Annotated in this window: 17 protein-coding genes; 11 read left to right on the top strand and 6 right to left on the bottom strand. The window is 61.9% G+C overall.

What is annotated here, in order from left to right:
• Positions 1–528: 528 nt before the first annotated feature.
• On the bottom strand, positions 529–1,356 hold the full coding sequence (locus tag AC1DUY_RS19390) for a sterol desaturase family protein (RefSeq protein ID WP_441231788.1): 828 nt from the start codon (positions 1,354–1,356) through the stop codon (positions 529–531).
• A gap of 285 nt (positions 1,357–1,641) precedes the next feature.
• Between AC1DUY_RS19390 and AC1DUY_RS19395 the strand changes: the two genes are divergently transcribed.
• The 9 genes from AC1DUY_RS19395 to AC1DUY_RS19435 all read left to right on the top strand — a co-directional run bounded on the left by AC1DUY_RS19395 (position 1,642) and on the right by AC1DUY_RS19435 (position 10,481).
• A complete protein-coding gene (locus AC1DUY_RS19395; RefSeq protein WP_092152065.1) occupies positions 1,642–1,806 on the top strand; it encodes a Flp family type IVb pilin in 165 nt (54 codons plus the stop codon).
• 303 nt (positions 1,807–2,109) lie between these two features.
• Positions 2,110–2,634: an A24 family peptidase gene (locus tag AC1DUY_RS19400; RefSeq protein WP_478116352.1), complete on the top strand. Its 525-nt coding sequence runs from the start codon at positions 2,110–2,112 to the stop codon at positions 2,632–2,634.
• Positions 2,635–2,754: 120 nt separating this feature from the next.
• Complete coding sequence (gene cpaB, locus AC1DUY_RS19405; protein WP_441231786.1) at positions 2,755–3,540, top strand: Flp pilus assembly protein CpaB; 786 nt, start codon at positions 2,755–2,757, stop codon at positions 3,538–3,540.
• 17 nt (positions 3,541–3,557) lie between these two features.
• The gene (locus tag AC1DUY_RS19410) at positions 3,558–5,012 is read left to right on the top strand and encodes a type II and III secretion system protein family protein (protein ID WP_441231785.1); all 1,455 of its coding nucleotides are present in this window, start codon (positions 3,558–3,560) and stop codon (positions 5,010–5,012) included.
• Between the two features lie 23 nt (positions 5,013–5,035).
• Positions 5,036–5,770, top strand: a complete 735-nt coding sequence (locus tag AC1DUY_RS19415) for a CpaD family pilus assembly protein (protein ID WP_439080049.1) — start codon at positions 5,036–5,038, stop codon at positions 5,768–5,770.
• Positions 5,767–7,035 (top strand): CpaE/TadZ family protein, encoded by a 1,269-nt coding sequence (locus AC1DUY_RS19420; protein ID WP_478116355.1) that lies wholly within the window; start codon positions 5,767–5,769, stop codon positions 7,033–7,035. The genes AC1DUY_RS19415 and AC1DUY_RS19420 overlap by 4 nt, the downstream gene beginning before the upstream one ends.
• 21 nt (positions 7,036–7,056) lie before the next feature.
• The gene (locus tag AC1DUY_RS19425) at positions 7,057–8,511 is read left to right on the top strand and encodes a TadA family conjugal transfer-associated ATPase (protein ID WP_093759229.1); all 1,455 of its coding nucleotides are present in this window, start codon (positions 7,057–7,059) and stop codon (positions 8,509–8,511) included.
• 10 nt (positions 8,512–8,521) lie between these two features.
• The gene (locus tag AC1DUY_RS19430) at positions 8,522–9,496 is read left to right on the top strand and encodes a type II secretion system F family protein (RefSeq protein ID WP_309947396.1); all 975 of its coding nucleotides are present in this window, start codon (positions 8,522–8,524) and stop codon (positions 9,494–9,496) included.
• 10 nt (positions 9,497–9,506) lie between these two features.
• Positions 9,507–10,481 (top strand): type II secretion system F family protein, encoded by a 975-nt coding sequence (locus tag AC1DUY_RS19435; RefSeq protein ID WP_175365649.1) that lies wholly within the window; start codon positions 9,507–9,509, stop codon positions 10,479–10,481.
• Positions 10,482–10,535: 54 nt separating this feature from the next.
• Here AC1DUY_RS19435 and AC1DUY_RS19440 read toward each other — a convergent pair whose 3' ends face one another.
• Complete coding sequence (locus tag AC1DUY_RS19440) at positions 10,536–11,339, bottom strand: tetratricopeptide repeat protein (protein ID WP_120288694.1); 804 nt, start codon at positions 11,337–11,339, stop codon at positions 10,536–10,538.
• 173 nt (positions 11,340–11,512) lie between these two features.
• On the opposite strand from AC1DUY_RS19440, the gene AC1DUY_RS19445 reads away from it, so the two are divergent.
• Positions 11,513–12,895 (top strand): leucyl aminopeptidase family protein, encoded by a 1,383-nt coding sequence (locus AC1DUY_RS19445; protein WP_439057440.1) that lies wholly within the window; start codon positions 11,513–11,515, stop codon positions 12,893–12,895.
• Entirely contained in the window at positions 12,888–13,739 is an 852-nt protein-coding gene (locus AC1DUY_RS19450) for a C40 family peptidase (RefSeq protein WP_478116359.1), read from the top strand. The genes AC1DUY_RS19445 and AC1DUY_RS19450 overlap by 8 nt, the downstream gene beginning before the upstream one ends.
• On the opposite strand, the gene AC1DUY_RS19455 is transcribed toward AC1DUY_RS19450, so the two are convergent.
• The 4 genes from AC1DUY_RS19455 to AC1DUY_RS19470 are packed head-to-tail and all read right to left on the bottom strand — an operon-like array spanning position 13,723 to position 18,317.
• Entirely contained in the window at positions 13,723–14,379 is a 657-nt protein-coding gene (locus AC1DUY_RS19455; protein ID WP_439057438.1) for an NUDIX domain-containing protein, read from the bottom strand. The genes AC1DUY_RS19450 and AC1DUY_RS19455 overlap by 17 nt on opposite strands.
• Before the next feature lie 6 nt (positions 14,380–14,385).
• Positions 14,386–16,023 carry an ABC transporter ATP-binding protein gene (locus tag AC1DUY_RS19460; protein ID WP_478116361.1) on the bottom strand — a complete coding sequence of 546 codons (1,638 nt, stop codon included), beginning with the start codon at positions 16,021–16,023 and terminating at the stop codon, positions 14,386–14,388.
• A gap of 9 nt (positions 16,024–16,032) precedes the next feature.
• Entirely contained in the window at positions 16,033–17,211 is a 1,179-nt protein-coding gene (locus AC1DUY_RS19465) for an ABC transporter permease (RefSeq protein WP_175365655.1), read from the bottom strand.
• Positions 17,211–18,317, bottom strand: a complete 1,107-nt coding sequence (locus AC1DUY_RS19470) for a microcin C ABC transporter permease YejB (RefSeq protein WP_068736211.1) — start codon at positions 18,315–18,317, stop codon at positions 17,211–17,213. Before AC1DUY_RS19470 ends, AC1DUY_RS19465 begins: the two co-directional genes overlap by 1 nt.
• Between the last annotated feature and the right edge of the window lies 1 nt (position 18,318).

Here is an 18,318-nt window from a genome sequence, read left to right on the forward strand (position 1 = left end):
GGGGGTGACGTCTGTCTTCGGGCAGGACGGATCTGCGCCAGCACTGCCACTGGCAAGGAGACGGCCGACCTTGGGATGGAAAGACCTCTGGACAGTGTGACGGACGACCAAGTCGAAACGTGTCCGGCCTATTCGCTTGAGGCTCCCTTCCCATCGCCTTGGGACTTTAATTCGCGATCGGAGCGTTCGTCGAGGCAAAGTGCAAGCAACCGAAAAAACACCGCAGGCGGAACGTCGGGCAATCGCTCGGCGCCTCCGAAAGTCCTGATGCACTCTAGATTGCGGAAGACCGCATCGCATCAGGCCCAAGGGTGCAACGGGCACCCGGCGTTCCGCACGCCCTCTCACAAGGGGCGGGAATGCAAGCGACAACGGCGCCCCCGCGCCGCAAACAATGGGGGCGATGTCGTATGCCTGAAGAGCAGTGGCTGTTTGACAGTTGAATCAGCGATGACGCACAGGCGCCAGAGGCATCCTTCCCCCAAGCGCGGCTACGCCGCGCTTGGGGGAAGGAAAAGATAGAGCGCGCTACTGCTTGAACGGATAGGCCAGTTGGCCGGTGAATTCGGTCGGCAACGGCTCGCCGTCGACACCGTAATTGTCCGGCAGTTCACCCTTCGGCATGCGGAAGGTCCCGAACATGATGTCCCAGATCGGAAACGTGCCGGCGAAATTGGTGTTGCCGCCGCGCTCCTGCGAGGTGTGGTGCCAGCGGTGAAACACCGGCGTCGCCAGCACATATTTGAACGGCCCGAGGGTCCAGTTCAGATTGGCGTGCACGAAAGCCGAGTGGAAGGTCGTGAACGGTCCGACCCACAGCATGATGTTCGGCGAGATACCCGCCATCAATAGCAGCACGTCGACCGCGACGGTGCCGAGAAACAGGTTGACCGGATGAAAACGTGCGGCGGAGATCCAGTCCACCTCTTCCGACGAGTGATGGATCGCGTGGTATTTCCAGAAGCCGCCGCCGTGATACATCCGGTGCAGCCAGTACAGCATGAAGTCGGACACCACGAGGAAGAAGACCGCCTGTACCCAGAGCGGCATCTGCGCCAGCGGCCCGTGGCCATTGTCGTAGAAGGCGATCAGTTCATCGGCATCGTGAATATTGAAGACGACGGCAGCGCCGACCACGAGGAGTCCGATTCGCACGACGCGGGTGATCAACGGCACGAAGAACCAGTAGACCACGTCGGTAACGATCTCCGTCTTGCGCCACCAGTGCTTGCCGGGATTGCAGGCCCAGAAATGCGTCAGCACCGTAAAGACCACGGCCAGAGCCAGTGTGATCGGGACCACCTTCATGATGGTCTCACCGAACATATTCAGGATATCGAAGGGGAGTGTCGTCATCGCGGCCTCGCGGTATTCGAAGGCCAAGAGTTACCGCGGTATGCTTAAGGAGCAATGAAGCGAAAAGGACACGCATGGTGTCATCAAACCCAAGTCATTCTAAAATCGTCTTAAGTAGGTATTTACCGTGCAAAAGAAGAGACAAATGCGACCGACTTTCATCAATCGAATTAACCGCACTGCAATTCCCCACTCCTAGTGTTCCCTCATGGTCACGGTGCTGAGAACGCCGGGGAGACCAGGCATCACGATCGACAGCCACGTGCACATATGGAGTTTTGTATTATGAAGAACCTCGTTTCGCGTTTCATGAAGGATGAGTCCGGCGCCACCGCTATCGAATACGGCCTGATTGCTGCCGGTATCTCGCTGGCCATCATCGCAGTCGTTAACGGCCTCGGCTCGAACCTGAACGGCAAGTTCACCTCGATCAACACCTCGCTCAAGTAAGCGACAGTTACGAGTGCATCAAAGGCTCCGGTGTCCGGAGCCTTTTTTGTTTCGGAATGCTGCTGAGCCGCCGTCGTCAAAAGTGTAATGCGTATGAGACACCCCGACATTCCCCGCTCCGTCCCGCAGGGACTTCAGATCTCGCTCCGCGACCCCGCCGGCCTGGTCTGCGCCGCATTGATCCTCGCGCTGGCCGCCGTCGCGATTCGGATCGCCAGCGTTTGGTAAGTTCTTTCTTGTTGTCCGATTGTTCATTTCTGCTGGCTAGGTTTTCCGTCGTCACCGCTACGGGCCTTTGAAGCCATGATTCTCGATTTGATGCGCCTTCTGCTGTTCCCGGGCCTGATGGCCTATGCGGCGATCAGCGACCTTTTCACGATGACCATTTCGAACCGCATCTCGCTGCTGCTGGTGGCGGGCTTCGCCGTATTGGCGATCTTCGGCGGAATGGGTATTCAGGATGCGCTGTCGCATCTCGGCGCAGGGGCATTGGTGCTGGTGGTCGCTTTCACCTGTTTCGCGTTCGGCTGGATCGGTGGCGGCGATGCCAAGCTCGCCGCAGCTGCAGGGCTGTGGTTCGGCTTCGACCATCTCCTGAACTACCTCGTTTACGCCTCGCTGTTCGGCGGCGCGCTCACGTTGCTGCTGCTCCAGTTCCGGCAGTGGCCGCTGCCCTATGCGCTCGGCGGCCAGGCCTGGCTGATGCGTCTGCATCACAAGGAAACCGGCATCCCTTACGGTATTGCCCTCGCCCTCGGCGCGCTGCTCGTTTACCCCGACACCGGATGGGTGAAGACGATCAACCTGGCGCGTTTCGCGCTTCACTAAAATCGGAACTTTCTATTAACGCGATTTAGATACCGCTCATTAACCATGCTTTGACGAATAACTGGTCAACTCCCGTTACAGCGGCGGCAGCGTCGCGGCGTAATGTGGAAAGTGAAGCGTATGAATACCGCACGCATTGTGGTCCTCGCCATTGCACTCGGCGCTGGCAGTGTGGCGCTATATCTTGCGAGCACATCGGACGCACCGCCGCCTCCTCAGGTCGCCGAAGCCCCGACAACTGACGTTCTCGTTGCCAAGGCCGATATCGCGCTCGGTCAGGCGCTCGGTCCCGATGATGTCCAGTGGCAGTCCTGGCCCGCATCAGCGGCGAGCACTAACGTCATCAGCCGTAACAGCCGCCCGGACGCGGCGACGCAAATCGCCGGCTCCATCGCGCGTTCGGCCTTCATTGCCGGCGAACCGATCCGTGAGCCGAAACTGGTGCGCGCCAATGGCGCTGGCTTCATGGCCGCCGTTCTGCCGACCGGCATGCGTGCCGTTTCCACCGAAATTTCGCCGGAAACCGGCGCCGGCGGCTTCATTCTGCCGAACGACCGCGTCGATGTGATCCTGTCGAAGCGCGAACGCGGCGGTGATCGCGGCGGCATGGAGGTCATAAGCTCCGAGATCATCCTGAACAATATCCGCGTTCTCGCCATCGATCAGGCGCCCAAGGAAAAGGACGGGCAGAATTCAGTCGTCGGCAAGACCGCAACGCTCGAATTGAAGCCCGAACAGGCCGAGTTGCTCGCCCGCGCGCGGCAGAGCGGCACGATCTCGCTGGCGTTGCGGGCTCTGGTCGACGCCAACGCGCCTGCGCCGGTTGAAGATCCCAATGGCGGCAAGCGCGACAGCATTAACATCGTGCGTTACGGCATCCCGTCGACCGCGACCGTGACGAAGTGATCGAGAGGACGCAGGCGATGAAGCGCATCACAACAGGCGGATCGATGCGGGCTCTTGCAGCCCGCGCGCTGTCGCTCACCGCCATCACGGTGCTCACGATCAATCCGGTATTGGCGCCAGTTTTCGCGGCCGACTCCGCGTCCATGCAAGCCGGCAGCGCCGGCGCCTTGAACGCGAAATTCCTGCCGCTCGGCATCGGCAAGTCGATCGTCATCGACCTGCCGCGCGACATCAAGGATGTGCTGGTCGCCGACCCCAAGATCGCCAACGCCGTCGTGCGTTCGGCACAGCGCGCCTACATCATCGGCGCGACCGTAGGCCAGACCAACATCGTATTCTTCGACGTCAACGGCCAGCAGATCGCCGCCTATGATATCGCCGTCACGCGCGACCTGAACGGTATTCGGGCCGCGCTCAAGCAGACCATGCCCAATACGGATATTCGCATCGAAGGTCTCGGCGATGGCGTGATGCTGTCGGGTACGGCATCGAGCCAGGTCGAAGCGCAGCAGGCCGCGGACCTCGCGGCGCGCCTCGTCGGCGGCATGGACAAGGTCGTGAACAGCATCTCGGTGCGCGGGCGTGATCAGGTCATGCTCAAGGTCACCGTCGCGGAAGTCCAGCGCAACATCGTCAAGCAGCTCGGCGTCGATCTGTCGGCATCGATGAGCTACGGCACGTCCGTCGTCAACTTCAACAATAGCAACCCGTTCACGGCGCGCGGCAGCAGCCTGGTCGGCGATAATGCACTCAAAGCATCCTTCGGATCGACGCCATCCGTCACGGCGACGCTGAAGGCGATGGAAAACGCCGGCGTCATCCGAACGCTCGCCGAGCCCACGCTGACCGCGATCTCCGGCGAGACCGCCAATTTCCTTGCGGGCGGTGAATTCCCGGTCCCCGGCGGCAATACCTGCGATCCCACGACGCGGATCTGTACGACGCAGATCACCTTCAAGAAATTCGGCATTTCGCTGGGCTTCACGCCTGTGGTTCTGAGCGAAGGTCGTATCAGTCTGCGTGTCGGCACCGAAGTCTCCGAGCTATCGCAGGAAAATTCCGTCACGATCAGCGGAACGTCGATCCCGGCGATCAAGGTCAACCGTGCGGACACGACGCTCGAGATTCCGTCCGGCGGTTCGATGGTGATGGCCGGCCTTATCAAGCAGCAGACCAAAGCGGCCATCAGCGGCCTGCCGGGCATGTCGCAATTGCCTGTGCTGGGCACGCTGTTCCGCAGCCGGGATTACGTCAACAACAACACCGAGCTGATGGTCCTGGTCACGCCCTATGTGGTCCGCGCCGTCGCGCAGAAGGATCTCTCGCGTCCGGATGACGGCTTCGTGGATGCATCCGATCCGCAGGCCGATCTGCTCGGCAACGTCAACCGCATCTATGGCGCACCGCACCGCACCGAGCCGACCCAACCGACGCGCAGCTATCGCGGCGTTTTCGGCTTCATCACGGATTGAGACGGGGCAAGTATCCGATGACCATGAACAATCACACAGCGATACACTCTTCGCGCACACGGACCGCCACTGGCGCGCTGCTGTTCCTGGCGCTTGCGCTCGGCGGCTGCAAGACCGTTGCGCAGGACACCACGTCGAGCATACCGGACGATTACCGGCTGCGGCATCCCATCGTTGTCGAAGAAAGGGCCAAGACCACCGAGGTCTTCGTCGGCAGCCAGCGCGGCGGCCTGTCGGCCACACAGCGCGCGGATGTCGTATCGCTTGGTCAGGACTGGTTGCGCGAAGGCACCGGCGTCATCACTGCGGAGGTGCCGGTCAATACACCGAATGCACGCGCCGCCAAAGAGTCTTATCGTGAGGTTCATTCACTCCTGATGGCGATCGGCGTACCGCAGAACGGCGTCCTGATGCGCAGCTATCAGCCGAGTGATCCGCGTATGTTGCCGACCATCCGCGTCAGCTACCCGCTGATCGCGGCTTCGGCTGGTCCGTGCGGCACCTGGCCCGACGACCTTGCGTCGTCGATCAAGAACAAGGGCTATCTCGCGAACAAGCCGTATTACAATCTCGGCTGTGCACAACAACGCAATCTCGCCGCCATGGTCGCCAATCCTTCGGATCTGGTTCAGCCGCGCGCCGAAACCCCTGTCTATGCCGGCCGACGTACGTTCGTGTTGGACAAGTATCGCAAGGGTGAGAGCACCGCGACGACCTATCCCGAAGACAAGACCAAAATCAGCAATGTGGGCCAATGATTAGCTACGCGCAGAAAACCGCAGACGAGCAGCCCTCCGCCGCAACACCCGCGGCAGAGGAGCATATTGCGCCGGCACCGCGGGTGTCGGTGCAGGCGTTCTGCGAGACGGTGGAAACCGCTACCGCTGTGCAGGCCGCCGCCGAGGACAGGCGCCTGGGCAAGGCTCACATCAAGATCCAGATGGGCGGCATGCCTGCGGCCATCGAGGCCTATCGGTCGGCACCGACGCCGAACGTCATTGTTCTCGAGACCGAACCGCGCGGCGACATTCTCGCTGGCCTGGATCAACTGGCGACGGTTTGCGATTCCGGCACCCGCGTGGTGGTGATCGGCAAGGTCAACGATGTCACGCTCTACCGCGAGCTCGTTCGTCGCGGTGTCAGCGACTACGTGATCGCGCCTGTTGCGACTATCGACGTCGTTCGTTCGATCTGCGGACTGTTCTCGGCGCCGGAAGCCAAGGCGGTCGGCCGTATCATTGCCGTAGTCGGCGCCAAGGGCGGCGTCGGCGCGTCCACCATCGCTCACAACGTCGCCTGGGCGATCGCGCGCGATCTGGCACTGGACTCCGTTGTCGCCGACCTCGATCTTGCCTTTGGAACCGCCGGGCTGGACTACAACCAGGACCCGCCGCAAGGCATCGCCGACGCAGTGTTTTCGCCGGATCGTGTCGACACCGCCTTCATCGATCGTCTCCTGTCGAAGTGCACCGACCATCTCAGTCTGCTGGCTGCCCCCGCCACGCTGGACCGCGTCTACGATTTTGGCGCCGAGGCCTTCGACTCGATCTTTGACACGCTGCGGTCGACAATGCCCTGCATCGTGCTCGACGTGCCGCATCAATGGTCGGGCTGGACCAAGCGGGCCCTGATCGGCGCGGACGACATCCTGATCGTTGCAGCACCGGATCTCGCCAACCTGCGCAATACCAAGAACATGTACGATCTGATCAAGGCCTCACGCCCCAATGATCGCGCACCGCTGTACTGCCTCAATCAGGTCGGCGTTCCAAAGCGGCCCGAAATCAGCGCCAGCGAATTCGCCAAGGCCATCGAGACACCGCCGATCGTCACGATCCCGTTCGATCCGCAGATGTTCGGCTCGGCCGCCAATAATGGTCAGATGATTGCCGAGATTGCGGCCAGCCATCGCACCACAGAACTCTTTCTGCAAATTGCGCAGCGGCTGACGGGCCGCGGCGAGGCCAAGAAGCCACGAGGATCCTTCCTGGGTCCGTTCCTGGAGAAGTTGCGGTCGAAATAATCCGCCGCATGGAGTGTTGTCGTGTTTGGTAAGCGTAGCGGAACAGATACCGATGTCCGGGCCGTCAAGCCCGCCAGCGCGCCGGAGCCCTCTCCCGGCGCGATGGCTGCGTCTGCGCCACCGGCTGTGTCATCGCCGCCGCTGTCACCCGCTCGCGCCGCACCTGCCCCCGTCATCGCAGAGCGCCGCTCCGAAAATTACTATCAGGTCAAAGCGACGATTTTCGGCGCCCTGATCGAGGCGATCGACCTCGCGCAGCTCGCCAAGCTCGACGGCGAATCCGCGCGCGAGGAAATCCGCGACATCGTCAACGAGATCATCGCGATCAAGAACATCGTGATGTCCATTGCCGAGCAGGAAGAACTGCTCGACGACATCTGCAACGACGTGCTCGGTTACGGGCCGCTCGAGCCGCTTCTGGCGCGCGACGACATCGCCGACATCATGGTCAATGGTGCCGGCACGGTGTTCATCGAAGTCGCCGGCAAGATCCAGAAGACCGGCATCCGCTTCCGCGACAATCAGCAGTTGCTGAATATCTGCCAGCGCATCGTCAGCCAGGTCGGCCGCCGCGTCGATGAATCCTCACCGATCTGCGACGCTCGTCTTGCCGACGGCTCGCGCGTCAACGCCATCGTGCCGCCGCTGGCCATCGATGGTCCTGCGCTGACGATTCGTAAGTTCAAGAAGGACAAGCTGACGCTCGAGCAGCTGGTCAAATTCGGCGCGATCTCGCCGGACGGCGCCCAGATCCTTCAGATCATCGGCCGCTGCCGCGCCAACGTGCTGATCTCCGGCGGTACCGGTTCGGGCAAGACCACGCTGCTGAACTGTCTCACCAACTATATCGACGACGACGAGCGCATCATCACCTGCGAAGACGCCGCTGAACTTCAGCTGCAGCAGCCCCACGTGGTGCGGCTCGAAACCCGGCCGCCGAACATCGAGGGCGAAGGCCAGGTCACGATGCGCGAACTGGTGCGTAACTGTCTGCGTATGCGTCCGGAGCGGATCATCGTCGGCGAAGTCCGCGGACCCGAGGCATTCGACCTGTTGCAGGCGATGAATACCGGCCATGACGGCTCGATGGGCACCCTCCACGCCAACAATCCGCGTGAAGCGCTGTCGCGCTGCGAATCCATGATCACCATGGGTGGCTTCTCGCTGCCCTCGCGCACCATTCGCGAAATGATCTGCGCGTCGATCGACGTCATCGTACAGGCCGCCCGTCTGCGCGACGGCTCGCGCCGCATCACGCACATCACCGAGGTGATGGGCATGGAAGGCGACACCATCATTACGCAGGACCTGTTCGTCTACGACATGGTCGGTGAAGACGCCAACGGCAACATCATCGGACGGCACCGCTCGACCGGCATTGGCCGCCCGCGGTTCTGGGATCGTGCCCGCTATTACGGCGAGGAGAAGCGGCTCGCGGCGGCGCTCGATGCTGCCGAAGTCATAGCGCCGAACTGAGGAGCGAATGATGAACATGCAGGCGCTCGCATTGGCATTCATGGCCAGCATCGCTGTCGGCGGTCTGGCCTGGGTTTTTCTCTATCCGCTGTTGTCCGGCGAGAAGAAGGCCGAAACCCGCCGTGCATCGGTCGCGCGGACGGAGCCCGTGGCGCGCCAGGTCGACAGAAACCAGCGGTCCCGGCGCGAGCAGGTCGAAGGATCTCTCAAGGAAGTCGAAGCACGTCTCCAGAAGGAAAAGAAGATCCCGCTCGGAATCCGGATCGCGCAGGCCGGCCTCGACTGGAGCGACCAGAAATTCATGGTGATCTCCGGCATTCTGGGAGGCGGAAGCTTCCTAATGACCATGATGTTTGGCGGCGGTCTGCTCGCGGCCGCCGGTCTCGGATTCGCCGCCGGCTTCGGCCTGCCGCGCTGGATTCTCAGCTTTCTCAAGAAGCGGCGCGAAGCCGCATTCCTCAAGGCGCTGCCGGATGCCGTCGACGTCATCGTTCGCGGTATCAAAGCCGGCCTGCCGCTGTTCGATTCGATCAAGGTTGTCGCCGCCGACGCGTCCGAACCCCTGCGCAGCGAATTTCTTGCCATCATCGAAACTCAGACCATAGGTATGCCGCTCGGCGATGCTTGTGCGCGGCTCTATGAGCGCATGCCGCTTCCGGAGGCCAACTTCTTCGGCATCGTCATCGCGATTCAGCAGAAGTCGGGTGGCAACCTCTCGGAAGCTCTTGGCAATCTCTCCAAGGTGCTGCGCGACCGCAAGAAGATGGCCGAGAAAATCCAGGCCATGTCGATGGAAGCCAAGGCGTCCGCCGGCATCATCGGCTCGCTGCCGCCGATCGTGATGTTGCTCGTCTATCTCAGCACGCCTGAATATATTTCGCTGCTGTGGACCCATCCGACAGGCCGCCTGATGCTGGCGGCCTGCGTGGTCTGGATGTCCTGCGGCATCTACGTCATGAAGCGCATGATCAACTTCGACTTCTGATGGTGCCAGCATGCTCGATCTCCTGATAGCAAAGCTTCACGACATCCGTTTCATGACGATGCTGCTGGCCGCGATCGCGGTTGCGGCAACGGCCTACAGCCTGCTGACGCCGCTATTCGCCGGCGATGGCCTCGCCAAGCGAATGAAAGCGGTCGCCAGCGAACGGGAGCGGCTGCGGCAGCGCGAGCGGGACCGCATGGCGAAAGGCGAGAGAGTGTCGCTGCGCCAGACGCCGAAGCAGTTGGTCTCCAAGGTCGTGACCGAGTTCAACCTCAGCAAATGGCTGGCGCAGGAAGCCGCGCTCGACAAGCTGGTCATGGCCGGCTATCGCGGCCAAGCGCCCTATATCACCTTCCTGTTCTTCCGCGCCGTCACGCCGATCGTGTTCCTCGTCTTCGCGATCCTCTATGTGTTCGTCATCTCGCGCATGGAACAGTCGATGCCCATCAAGATCGGCATGTGCCTCGGTGCCGCCTATCTTGGCCTGCAGGCGCCGATGATCTTTCTCAAGAATGCAATCACCAAACGCCAGCTTTCGATCCGCCGCGCGTTTCCGGACGCTCTCGATCTGCTGCTGATCTGCATCGAATCCGGCATGTCCATCGAAGTCGCGTTTCGCCGCGTGTCCATCGAGATCGGAACGCAGTCGGTGGCGCTGGCCGAGGAATTCACACTGACCACGGCCGAACTGTCCTATCTGCAGGATCGCAAGGTTGCATATGAGAACCTCGCAAAGCGTACCGGATTGGAGGGCGTCAAATCAGTCTGTCTGGCGCTAATGCAGTCGGAACGCTACGGCACTCCGCTCGGTCAGAGCCTTCGCGTGATGGCGCAGGAAAACCGCGACATGCGCATGAACGAAGCCGAGAAGAAGGCCGCCGCGCTGCCGCCGAAGCTGACGGTGCCGATGATCCTGTTCTTCCTGCCGGTTCTGTTCGTCGTCATTCTCGGCCCAACGGGCATCAAGGTCGCAGCGATGCAGTGAGGCCGGTGAGCTTGGCCTTGCTCAACGCCATTGCGAAATTTGACCTGCGAGAAATTACGACCGACGCGGCGCGTCGTCGTCCCGGGCGCCCAGGCGGGGCTGACCTTTACTGCTCAGCATCTGCTTGAGATAGGCGACATTCGCCGCTGCTTCGTCTGGGGGCAGGTCAGCCCTCACGATAGATTCCGCTTCACCGAACCGGCCCTGCAGGCCAACCACGAGACCGAGATTCTGGCGAACGCGCGGATCGACATTGCCGCGGCCCTGCGCGCGGCGCAGCGTCGCCTCGGCCTGCGGCAGATCCTTCGAGAGCATGTAGGACAGACCGAGATTGGAGAGCACGGACGACTCCTCCGGCCTGATCTTCAGCGCGCTGTCGTAGTAACGGCGGGCTTCGTCATGCCTCCCCATCTGGTCAAGGACGGCGCCCTGTGCCGACAGGATACGCCAGTCCGGATTGGCTGGGCTATGTGCGGTGGTCAGCACATCGAAGGCGCGCTGGAAGCTGCCGGCGTCGGCCAGCGCGCGGCCGTAGCCTGCCAGCAGCGGCCTGTTGCCGGGATTCGTCAGCGTCGCCTGTTCGAACACCGAAACGGCCTGGGCCCGCTGGCCGTTGGCCCGGAGCGCCTGGCCGTAACGCAGGGCAGCGTCAGCATCCTTGGGATTGGCGCGATAGCGTTCGCCATAGACTTCGGCAGCACGCGCGGGATCGGTATCGCTTGGTGCTTCCGCCCGAGCGCCAAGGGAACCGGTGATATCGGACATGCCCGCCGTCTTGCAGCCGGCAAGGCCTGCGGCCAGGATCGCGGTCACCGCCGCGGTCGTCAAAAGCCGGGCAAGACAAGGGGGCTGACGCATGACAGGTTGACTCAACAATGGCGCGAACGGGCGGGCCGGACGCCTTCAGCAATAGAGTGTTAACCCTAATGGCTGGTTAATCGGTGCAGACCGCGCCATATCCTCCCATACCGTCGCTTGACGCCCTTTGCGCTTCGGGTGTCATTGCCGCTCCCTTTCGCGAGATTCCGCATATGCATTCCGCCTTCGAGACCGCTGCCGCCGCATCCGCCATACCGATCACCTTCGCGACCAAGACGACCTGGCCCGAAATCAGCGCGGCACTCCCCGCGCGGGCGAGAGCTTTCGCCGCGGCCAACGGTTTTGCGGCGAAGCCCGGCGCGTGGCTGGCGCTGCCAGCAGAGGACGGCGCCATTGCCCAGGTGATCTTCGGACTGGAAGACGACAGCGCGACCTTCCGTGACCTGTTCCGCCCCGGACAGTTGCCTGGCCTGCTGCCGCCCGGCACCTACCGTTTCGCCAACGCCCCCCACGACACCCGCCTCGCCGTACTGGCTTTTGCGCTCGGCAGCTATCGTTTCGGCCGCTATCGCAAGAATGATGAGCCCAAGGCGAAGCTGGTGCCGCCGGATGGTATCGATGTCGCCGATATCAGCCGCATGGCCGAGGCTGCAGCACTGGCGCGCGATCTCATCAATACGCCGTCGAACGATATGGGACCGGAAGAACTCGCCGCGGCCGCCAGGGATCTCGCCACGCGTTTTGGCGCAGAGTTCAACTGCATCGTGGGCGACGACCTCGTGCAACAGAATTTTCCGCTGATCCACGCCGTAGGCATGGCCTCGACGCGCGTGCCACGACTGATCGATTTCTCCTGGGGTGATCCGTCGCATCCTAAAGTGACACTGGTCGGCAAGGGTGTCTGCTTCGACACCGGCGGCCTCGATCTCAAGCCATCGAGCGGCATGCTGATCATGAAGAAGGATATGGGCGGTGCGGCCAATGTTCTCGCGCTGGCGCTGATGGTAATGGACGCCAAGCTGAAAGTGCGGTTGCGCGTGCTGATCCCTGCTGTCGAGAACGCCGTGGCCGGCAATGCCTTTCGTCCGCTTGATATCTTCAAGTCGCGCAAGGGGCCGACGGTCGAAATCGGCAACACCGATGCCGAGGGGCGGTTGGTGCTGGCCGATGCACTGGCCTATGCCGACGAGGAGAAGCCGGACCTGCTGGTCGATCTGGGCACGCTGACCGGCGCTGCACGCGTAGCGCTCGGACCCGATCTACCGCCCTACTACACCAATGACGAGACGCTGGCACTGGACATCGCGCGCTGTGCGAAGGAGCAGAACGATCCGCTCTGGCGACTGCCGCTCTGGGCTCCCTACGATGCCTGGCTCGACTCCAAGGTCGCCAATATCAACAACGCGCCCTCCGGCGGTTTTGCGGGCTCGATCACCTGCGCGCTGTTTCTGCAGCGTTTCGTCGAAGCCGCGAAGAGCTGGCTTCACGTGGATATCTATGGCTGGACGCCGTCGGCGAAACCGGCGCGCCCCGAAGGGGGCGAGTGCCAGGCCGCACGCGCAATCTATCAGCTCTTGAGCCAACGCTATGGATAAACGAGATCCCAGGCTCACACCCGCGCGACCAGACGTGGCCGCGCGATATCTTGAAGGTCAAGTCGAGGCCGCGCGCTTCGTCGACGGCGAAGAATTCGAGGTTGCCGATGGCGTCGCCTCCATGCGGCTCCAACCATTCTCCGGCGCAGAAATGAATACGCAGGCCTTGAAGGGCGAGCGCTTCACCATCTACGACCGCAACGACGAAGGCTGGGCCTGGGGCCAACTCAATGGCGACGGCTATGTCGGCTGGCTCTCGGATCTCGCACTCTATCCACCCGGGCCGACGCCAACACACAAAGTGACCGCGCTCCGGACGTTCCTTTTTCCTGGGCCCTCGATCAAGCTGCCGCCGACAGATACGCTGCCGCTGGGCGCGAGCCTGGCCATCGTCAAGATGACCGACGCATTTGCCATGACGAGCGCCGGACATTGCGTGCCAAAGCAGCATATCGCGGAGATCGATGCGTTCGAGACCGACTTCGTTGCCGTGGCCGAGCGCTTCATCGGCACGCCCTATCTCTGGGGCGGCAAGAGCAGCCTCGGTATCGATTGCTCCGGCCTGGTGCAAATCGCACTAATCGCCGCGGGAACCGGATGCCCCCGCGACAGCGACATGCAGGAGAGTGGCCTCGGCCGCGCCTTGTCAAACGCCGAGATGCAACATCTGAAGCGCGGCGATATGATCTTCTGGAGAGGGCACGTCGCCATCGTTCGCGATGCCGGCACCATCGTGCATGCCAATGCGCATCACATGGCGACGGCCATTGAAGACACGAAAGGCGCCATTGCGCGGATCAAGGCGGCAGGCAGCGACGTGACCAGCATCAGACGACTGGGCTAGGCACCGCGCGCTCGTAGTAATCCCGCAGTCGGTCACGATGCAGCGCCAGCCATTGCAGGGCGCTAACCATCAAGCCGTTGTAAACTGCGCCGCTATCCAGCGCCGCGATCGCCTCGTCGATGGAGACCACGAAAGGCCGGGTATCCTCCGTCTCTCCGACGAGGCCGCCCCGAACAGGCACCTTGCTGCTGTCGACGAAGCCGAGAAAGAACGTGATATATTCGTCGGTACAGCCTGGCGTCGGCAGCACGCTATAGAGTTCAAACAAACGCTGCGGCGTTACGCCGATCTCTTCCGCGCATTCTCGCGCAGCGGCAGCGAGCGGCGTTTCATCGCCATCGATCCGCCCGGCGACGATCTCGACCATCTCGCCACGCCCCGTGGCTAGATGCGCCGGCAAACGGAACTGGTGGATCAGTACGATCTTGCCGCGCTCCAGATCGATGGGAATTACTGCTGCCACCTTGCTCGCACGCAGCACGTCGCGCTGCTGCCGCAACGTCTCATCGTCCGCGCGAATGATCGCGATATCGTACCGTTCGTAGGTCATGAAGCCGCGTCCGACCACCGTCGGGGCCGAGACAGCGACATCGGCAGCACGGTCCGTAATGGTGGGACGGTGATCGTTGTCTTTCGTCATCGTGTCCTACTGCGCAGCATCCCCGCCCGGTGCCGTTTCGATCCTGAACGCTGCGGCAAACAGCGCGCGGGTGTAGTCGGTCTTCGGATTCTTGAACAGCTCGGCCGCCGGCCCTTCCTCGACCACCTTGCCATGGCGCATCACGATGAGATGGCTGGCCAGTGACGCGACCACGCGCAGGTCATGCGAGATGAACAGATAAGTGAGATCGCGCTTGCGCTGCAGCTCGCGCAGGAGGTCCACCATCTGCGCCTGGAACAGCATGTCGAGCGCACTGGTCGGCTCGTCCAGCACAACGAAGCTCGGCTCAAGCACGGCTGCGCGCGCGATGCTGATGCGTTGGCGCTGGCCGCCGGAGAACTCATGCGGATAGCGGAACCGCGTCTTGGGATCGAGCCCGACATCCTGCAGCGCCTTGACAACACGCGTCTCACGATCCTCCGACGAGAGGGAAGGCTGATGCACGCTGAGCCCCTCGGCGACGATATCGCCGACTGACATACGCGGCGACAGCGCCCCGAACGGATCCTGAAACACGATCTGCATGTCACGCCGGATCGGCCGCATGTCCTTGAACTGCAGGCCCTGGATATCCTTGCTGAGGAACACAATCGGCCCCTGCGAGGAAATTAAGCGCAGTAGCGCAAGACCGAGCGTCGTCTTGCCGGAGCCGGATTCACCGACGACGCCGAGCGTCTCGCCTTGCCGTACCTTCAGGCTGACACCGTCCACGGCCTTCACATGACCCACCGTCTTGCGCAGCAATCCACGCTTGATCGGAAACCAGACCTTGAGATCGTCCGTGGACATCACCACCGGCGCTTCCGGCCGCGGCGGCGCGGGGTCGGGCTTCGGTTCGGCGGCAAGGAGTGCCTTGGTATAGGGATGCTGCGGCGCCGTGAACACCTGCTCCACCGGCCCCTGCTCGACGATCTTGCCGTTGTTCATCACGCACACCGTATCGGCGATACGGCGGACGATGCCGAGATCGTGGGTGATGAAGAGGAGACTCATGCCGAGCCGCTGACGAATGTCAGCCAGCAATGCGAGAATCTGCGCCTGCACCGTGACGTCCAGCGCAGTGGTCGGCTCATCGGCGATCAGGAGATCAGGTTCATTGGCGAGCGCCATCGCAATCATCACGCGCTGGCGCTGACCACCCGACAATTGATGCGGATAGCTAGCGAGGCGTGTTTCCGGGTCGGGAATGCCGACTTGCGTCAGCAATTCCAGCGTTCGTTCGCGCGCCTTGTTGCCGCGGATGCCGTTATGGAGTTGCAGTATCTCGCCGATCTGCGTACCGATCGTGTGCAGCGGGTTCAGCGAGGTCATCGGCTCCTGGAAGATGATGGAGATATCGTTGCCCCGGATGCCGCGGATCTCACGCTCCGACATGCTCAGGAGCTCGTGGCCCTTGAAACGGATATGGCCGGACGGATGTGATGCCGTCGGATAGGGCAACAGTCGCAGGATCGACATGGCGCTGACGGATTTGCCCGAGCCGGACTCGCCCACAAGCGCCACGCACTCGCCCCGTTTGATCTCGAACGACACCCTGTCGACCGCGACCGATGTATTGCCGCCATGGTGGAACGCGACCGAAAGATCGCGCACATCGAGCAGCGGCTGGTTGATGGCATCCATGCTGCGGCCCTACCTGAACGTCTTGCGCGGATCGAAGGCATCGCGCACGCCCTCGCCGATGAAGATCAACAGCGACAGCATGATCGCCACCGCGAAGAAACCGGTGAAGCCGAGCCAGGGCGCCTGCACATTGGCCTTGCCCTGCGACAGCAGTTCGCCAAGCGACGGCGAGCCCGGCGGCAAGCCGAAGCCGAGGAAATCCAGCGCGGTCAGTGTCATCACCGAGGACGAGACGATGAACGGCAGGAACGTCATGGTCGCGACCATCGCGTTCGGCAGCAGATGCCGGATCATGATCTTGGCGTTGGACACGCCAAGCGCCCGCGCCGCCATGATGTATTCGAAGTTACGACCGCGCAGGAATTCAGCGCGCACAAGGCCCACCAGCGACACCCATGAGAACAGCAGCAAGATGCCGAGCAGCACGAAGAAGCCGGGCACCAGAACCGATGACAGGATCAGCAGCAAATAGAGCGACGGGATCGCACTCCAGATTTCGATGAAACGCTGGAACGCCAAATCGACCCAGCCGCCGAAATAACCCTGCACACCGCCTGCGGCGATGCCGATGATTGACGAAACGATGGTGAGCGCGAGGCCGAATAGCACCGAGATGCGGAAGCCATAGATCAGCCGCGCCACGACATCGCGGCCCTGATCGTCGGTGCCGAGCCAGTTATATTCGAGATCGCGGCAGCTCTTGAGGCCCTTCTTTTCAACCACCGGCTTGCACTGTTCCTCGGTGAGCATCCATGTCGGTTTAGACGGTGCCGGCGTCGGCAGATCGAGATTATGCGTATCGTAGGAATAGCGGATCAGCGGCCAGAGGATCGTGCCGTTCTTCTCGGCGATCAGCTTCTGCAGGAACGGGTCGCGATAATCCGCGGCCGTCTCGAAGTCGCCGCCGAAGGTCGTCTCCGAATAGGTGACGAAAGCCGGGAAATACATCTTGCCGTCGAACTTGATGAAGAACGGCCGGTCATTGGCGATCACCTCTGCGAACAGCGAGATGAAGAACAGGGCCATGAAAAGCCAGAACGACCAGTAGCCACGGCGATTGGATTTGAAGTTCTGCCAGCGGCGCTGGTTGAGTGGCGAGATGCCGAGCGGATGCCGCGATGGCGGCACGGCTTCGCCGAACGGCGACTGTGTGGTGCTCTCCACGGGAAGGGGCGCGGTGATGGTCATCAGACTTCTCGCGCCTCAAAGTCGATCCGCGGATCGATCCACATATAGGCCAGATCGGACAGCAGGTTCACCACCAGACCGACCAGCGAGAAGATGAACAACGTGCCGAACACCACGGGATAATCGCGGTTGAGGACGCTCTCGAAGCCGAGCAGGCCGAGGCCATCAAGCGAGAAGATCGTCTCGATCAGCAGAGAACCCGAAAAGAAGGCGTGGATGAATGCGCCCGGGAATCCGGCGATCACGATCAGCATGGCATTGCGGAAGATGTGATTGTAGAGCACCTGCCGCTCATTGCAGCCTTTGGCGCGCGCCGTCATCACATATTGCTTGCGGATTTCATCGAGAAACGAGTTCTTGGTCAGCAGCGTCATGGTGGCGAAGGCGCCGAGCACCATGGAGATCAGCGGCAGCGTCATGTGCCAGAAATAATCGATGATCTTCCAGTACCACGGGAACTGGCTCCAGCCGTCTGAAGTCAGGCCGCGTAGCGGGAAGATGCTCCAGAACGATCCACCCGAAAACAGGATGATCAATAGGATCGCGAACAGGAAGCCGGGAATGGCGAAACCGACAATGATGACCGCCGAGGTCCAGGTGTCGAAGCGCGAGCCGTCCTGCACTGCCTTGCGAATGCCGAGCGGAATCGAGATCAGGTAGGTGATCAACATCATCCAGATGCCGAGCGACATCGAGACCGGCAGCTTCTCCTTGATCAGCTGCAGCACCGTCGTGTCACGGAAATAGCTCTTGCCGAAATCGAAGCGCGCGAAATTCCACAACATCAGCGCGAAACGTTCAGGCGCAGGCTTGTCGAAGCCGAACTGCTTTTCCAGGCTCTTGACGAAATCCGGATCGAGCCCCTGCGCGCCGCGATATTTCGAGTTCACCGCATCGCCTGCGGCACCCGGCTGCGCACGGTTACCAAAGTCACCGCCGGACGAGCCGGAGACGCGTGAGGCACCGGTATCGGCGCCGCTGAGTTGCGCGATCACGCGCTCGACAGGACCACCGGGCGCGAACTGCACCACGACAAAGGAGACGAACAGGATTCCCAGCAGTGTGGGAAACATCAGTAGCACGCGCCGTGCGATATATGCGCCCATG

The organism is Tardiphaga sp. P4_G1 (assembly GCF_056401215.1).

Coding starts and splice junctions, on each gene's coding strand:
- AC1DUY_RS19435 (WP_175365649.1), top strand. CDS start 9,507: ATGCTCGATCTCCTGATAGCAAAGCTTCACGACATCCGTTTCATGACG.
- AC1DUY_RS19420 (WP_478116355.1), top strand. CDS start 5,767: ATGATTAGCTACGCGCAGAAAACCGCAGACGAGCAGCCCTCCGCCGCA.
- AC1DUY_RS19460 (WP_478116361.1), bottom strand. CDS start 16,023: ATGGATGCCATCAACCAGCCGCTGCTCGATGTGCGCGATCTTTCGGTC.
- AC1DUY_RS19400 (WP_478116352.1), top strand. CDS start 2,110: ATGATTCTCGATTTGATGCGCCTTCTGCTGTTCCCGGGCCTGATGGCC.
- AC1DUY_RS19390 (WP_441231788.1), bottom strand. CDS start 1,356: ATGACGACACTCCCCTTCGATATCCTGAATATGTTCGGTGAGACCATC.
- AC1DUY_RS19445 (WP_439057440.1), top strand. CDS start 11,513: ATGCATTCCGCCTTCGAGACCGCTGCCGCCGCATCCGCCATACCGATC.
- cpaB (WP_441231786.1), top strand. CDS start 2,755: ATGAATACCGCACGCATTGTGGTCCTCGCCATTGCACTCGGCGCTGGC.
- AC1DUY_RS19455 (WP_439057438.1), bottom strand. CDS start 14,379: ATGACGAAAGACAACGATCACCGTCCCACCATTACGGACCGTGCTGCC.
- AC1DUY_RS19465 (WP_175365655.1), bottom strand. CDS start 17,211: ATGACCATCACCGCGCCCCTTCCCGTGGAGAGCACCACACAGTCGCCG.
- AC1DUY_RS19450 (WP_478116359.1), top strand. CDS start 12,888: ATGGATAAACGAGATCCCAGGCTCACACCCGCGCGACCAGACGTGGCC.
- AC1DUY_RS19470 (WP_068736211.1), bottom strand. CDS start 18,317: ATGGGCGCATATATCGCACGGCGCGTGCTACTGATGTTTCCCACACTG.
- AC1DUY_RS19410 (WP_441231785.1), top strand. CDS start 3,558: ATGAAGCGCATCACAACAGGCGGATCGATGCGGGCTCTTGCAGCCCGC.
- AC1DUY_RS19415 (WP_439080049.1), top strand. CDS start 5,036: ATGAACAATCACACAGCGATACACTCTTCGCGCACACGGACCGCCACT.
- AC1DUY_RS19440 (WP_120288694.1), bottom strand. CDS start 11,339: ATGCGTCAGCCCCCTTGTCTTGCCCGGCTTTTGACGACCGCGGCGGTG.
- AC1DUY_RS19430 (WP_309947396.1), top strand. CDS start 8,522: ATGAACATGCAGGCGCTCGCATTGGCATTCATGGCCAGCATCGCTGTC.
- AC1DUY_RS19395 (WP_092152065.1), top strand. CDS start 1,642: ATGAAGAACCTCGTTTCGCGTTTCATGAAGGATGAGTCCGGCGCCACC.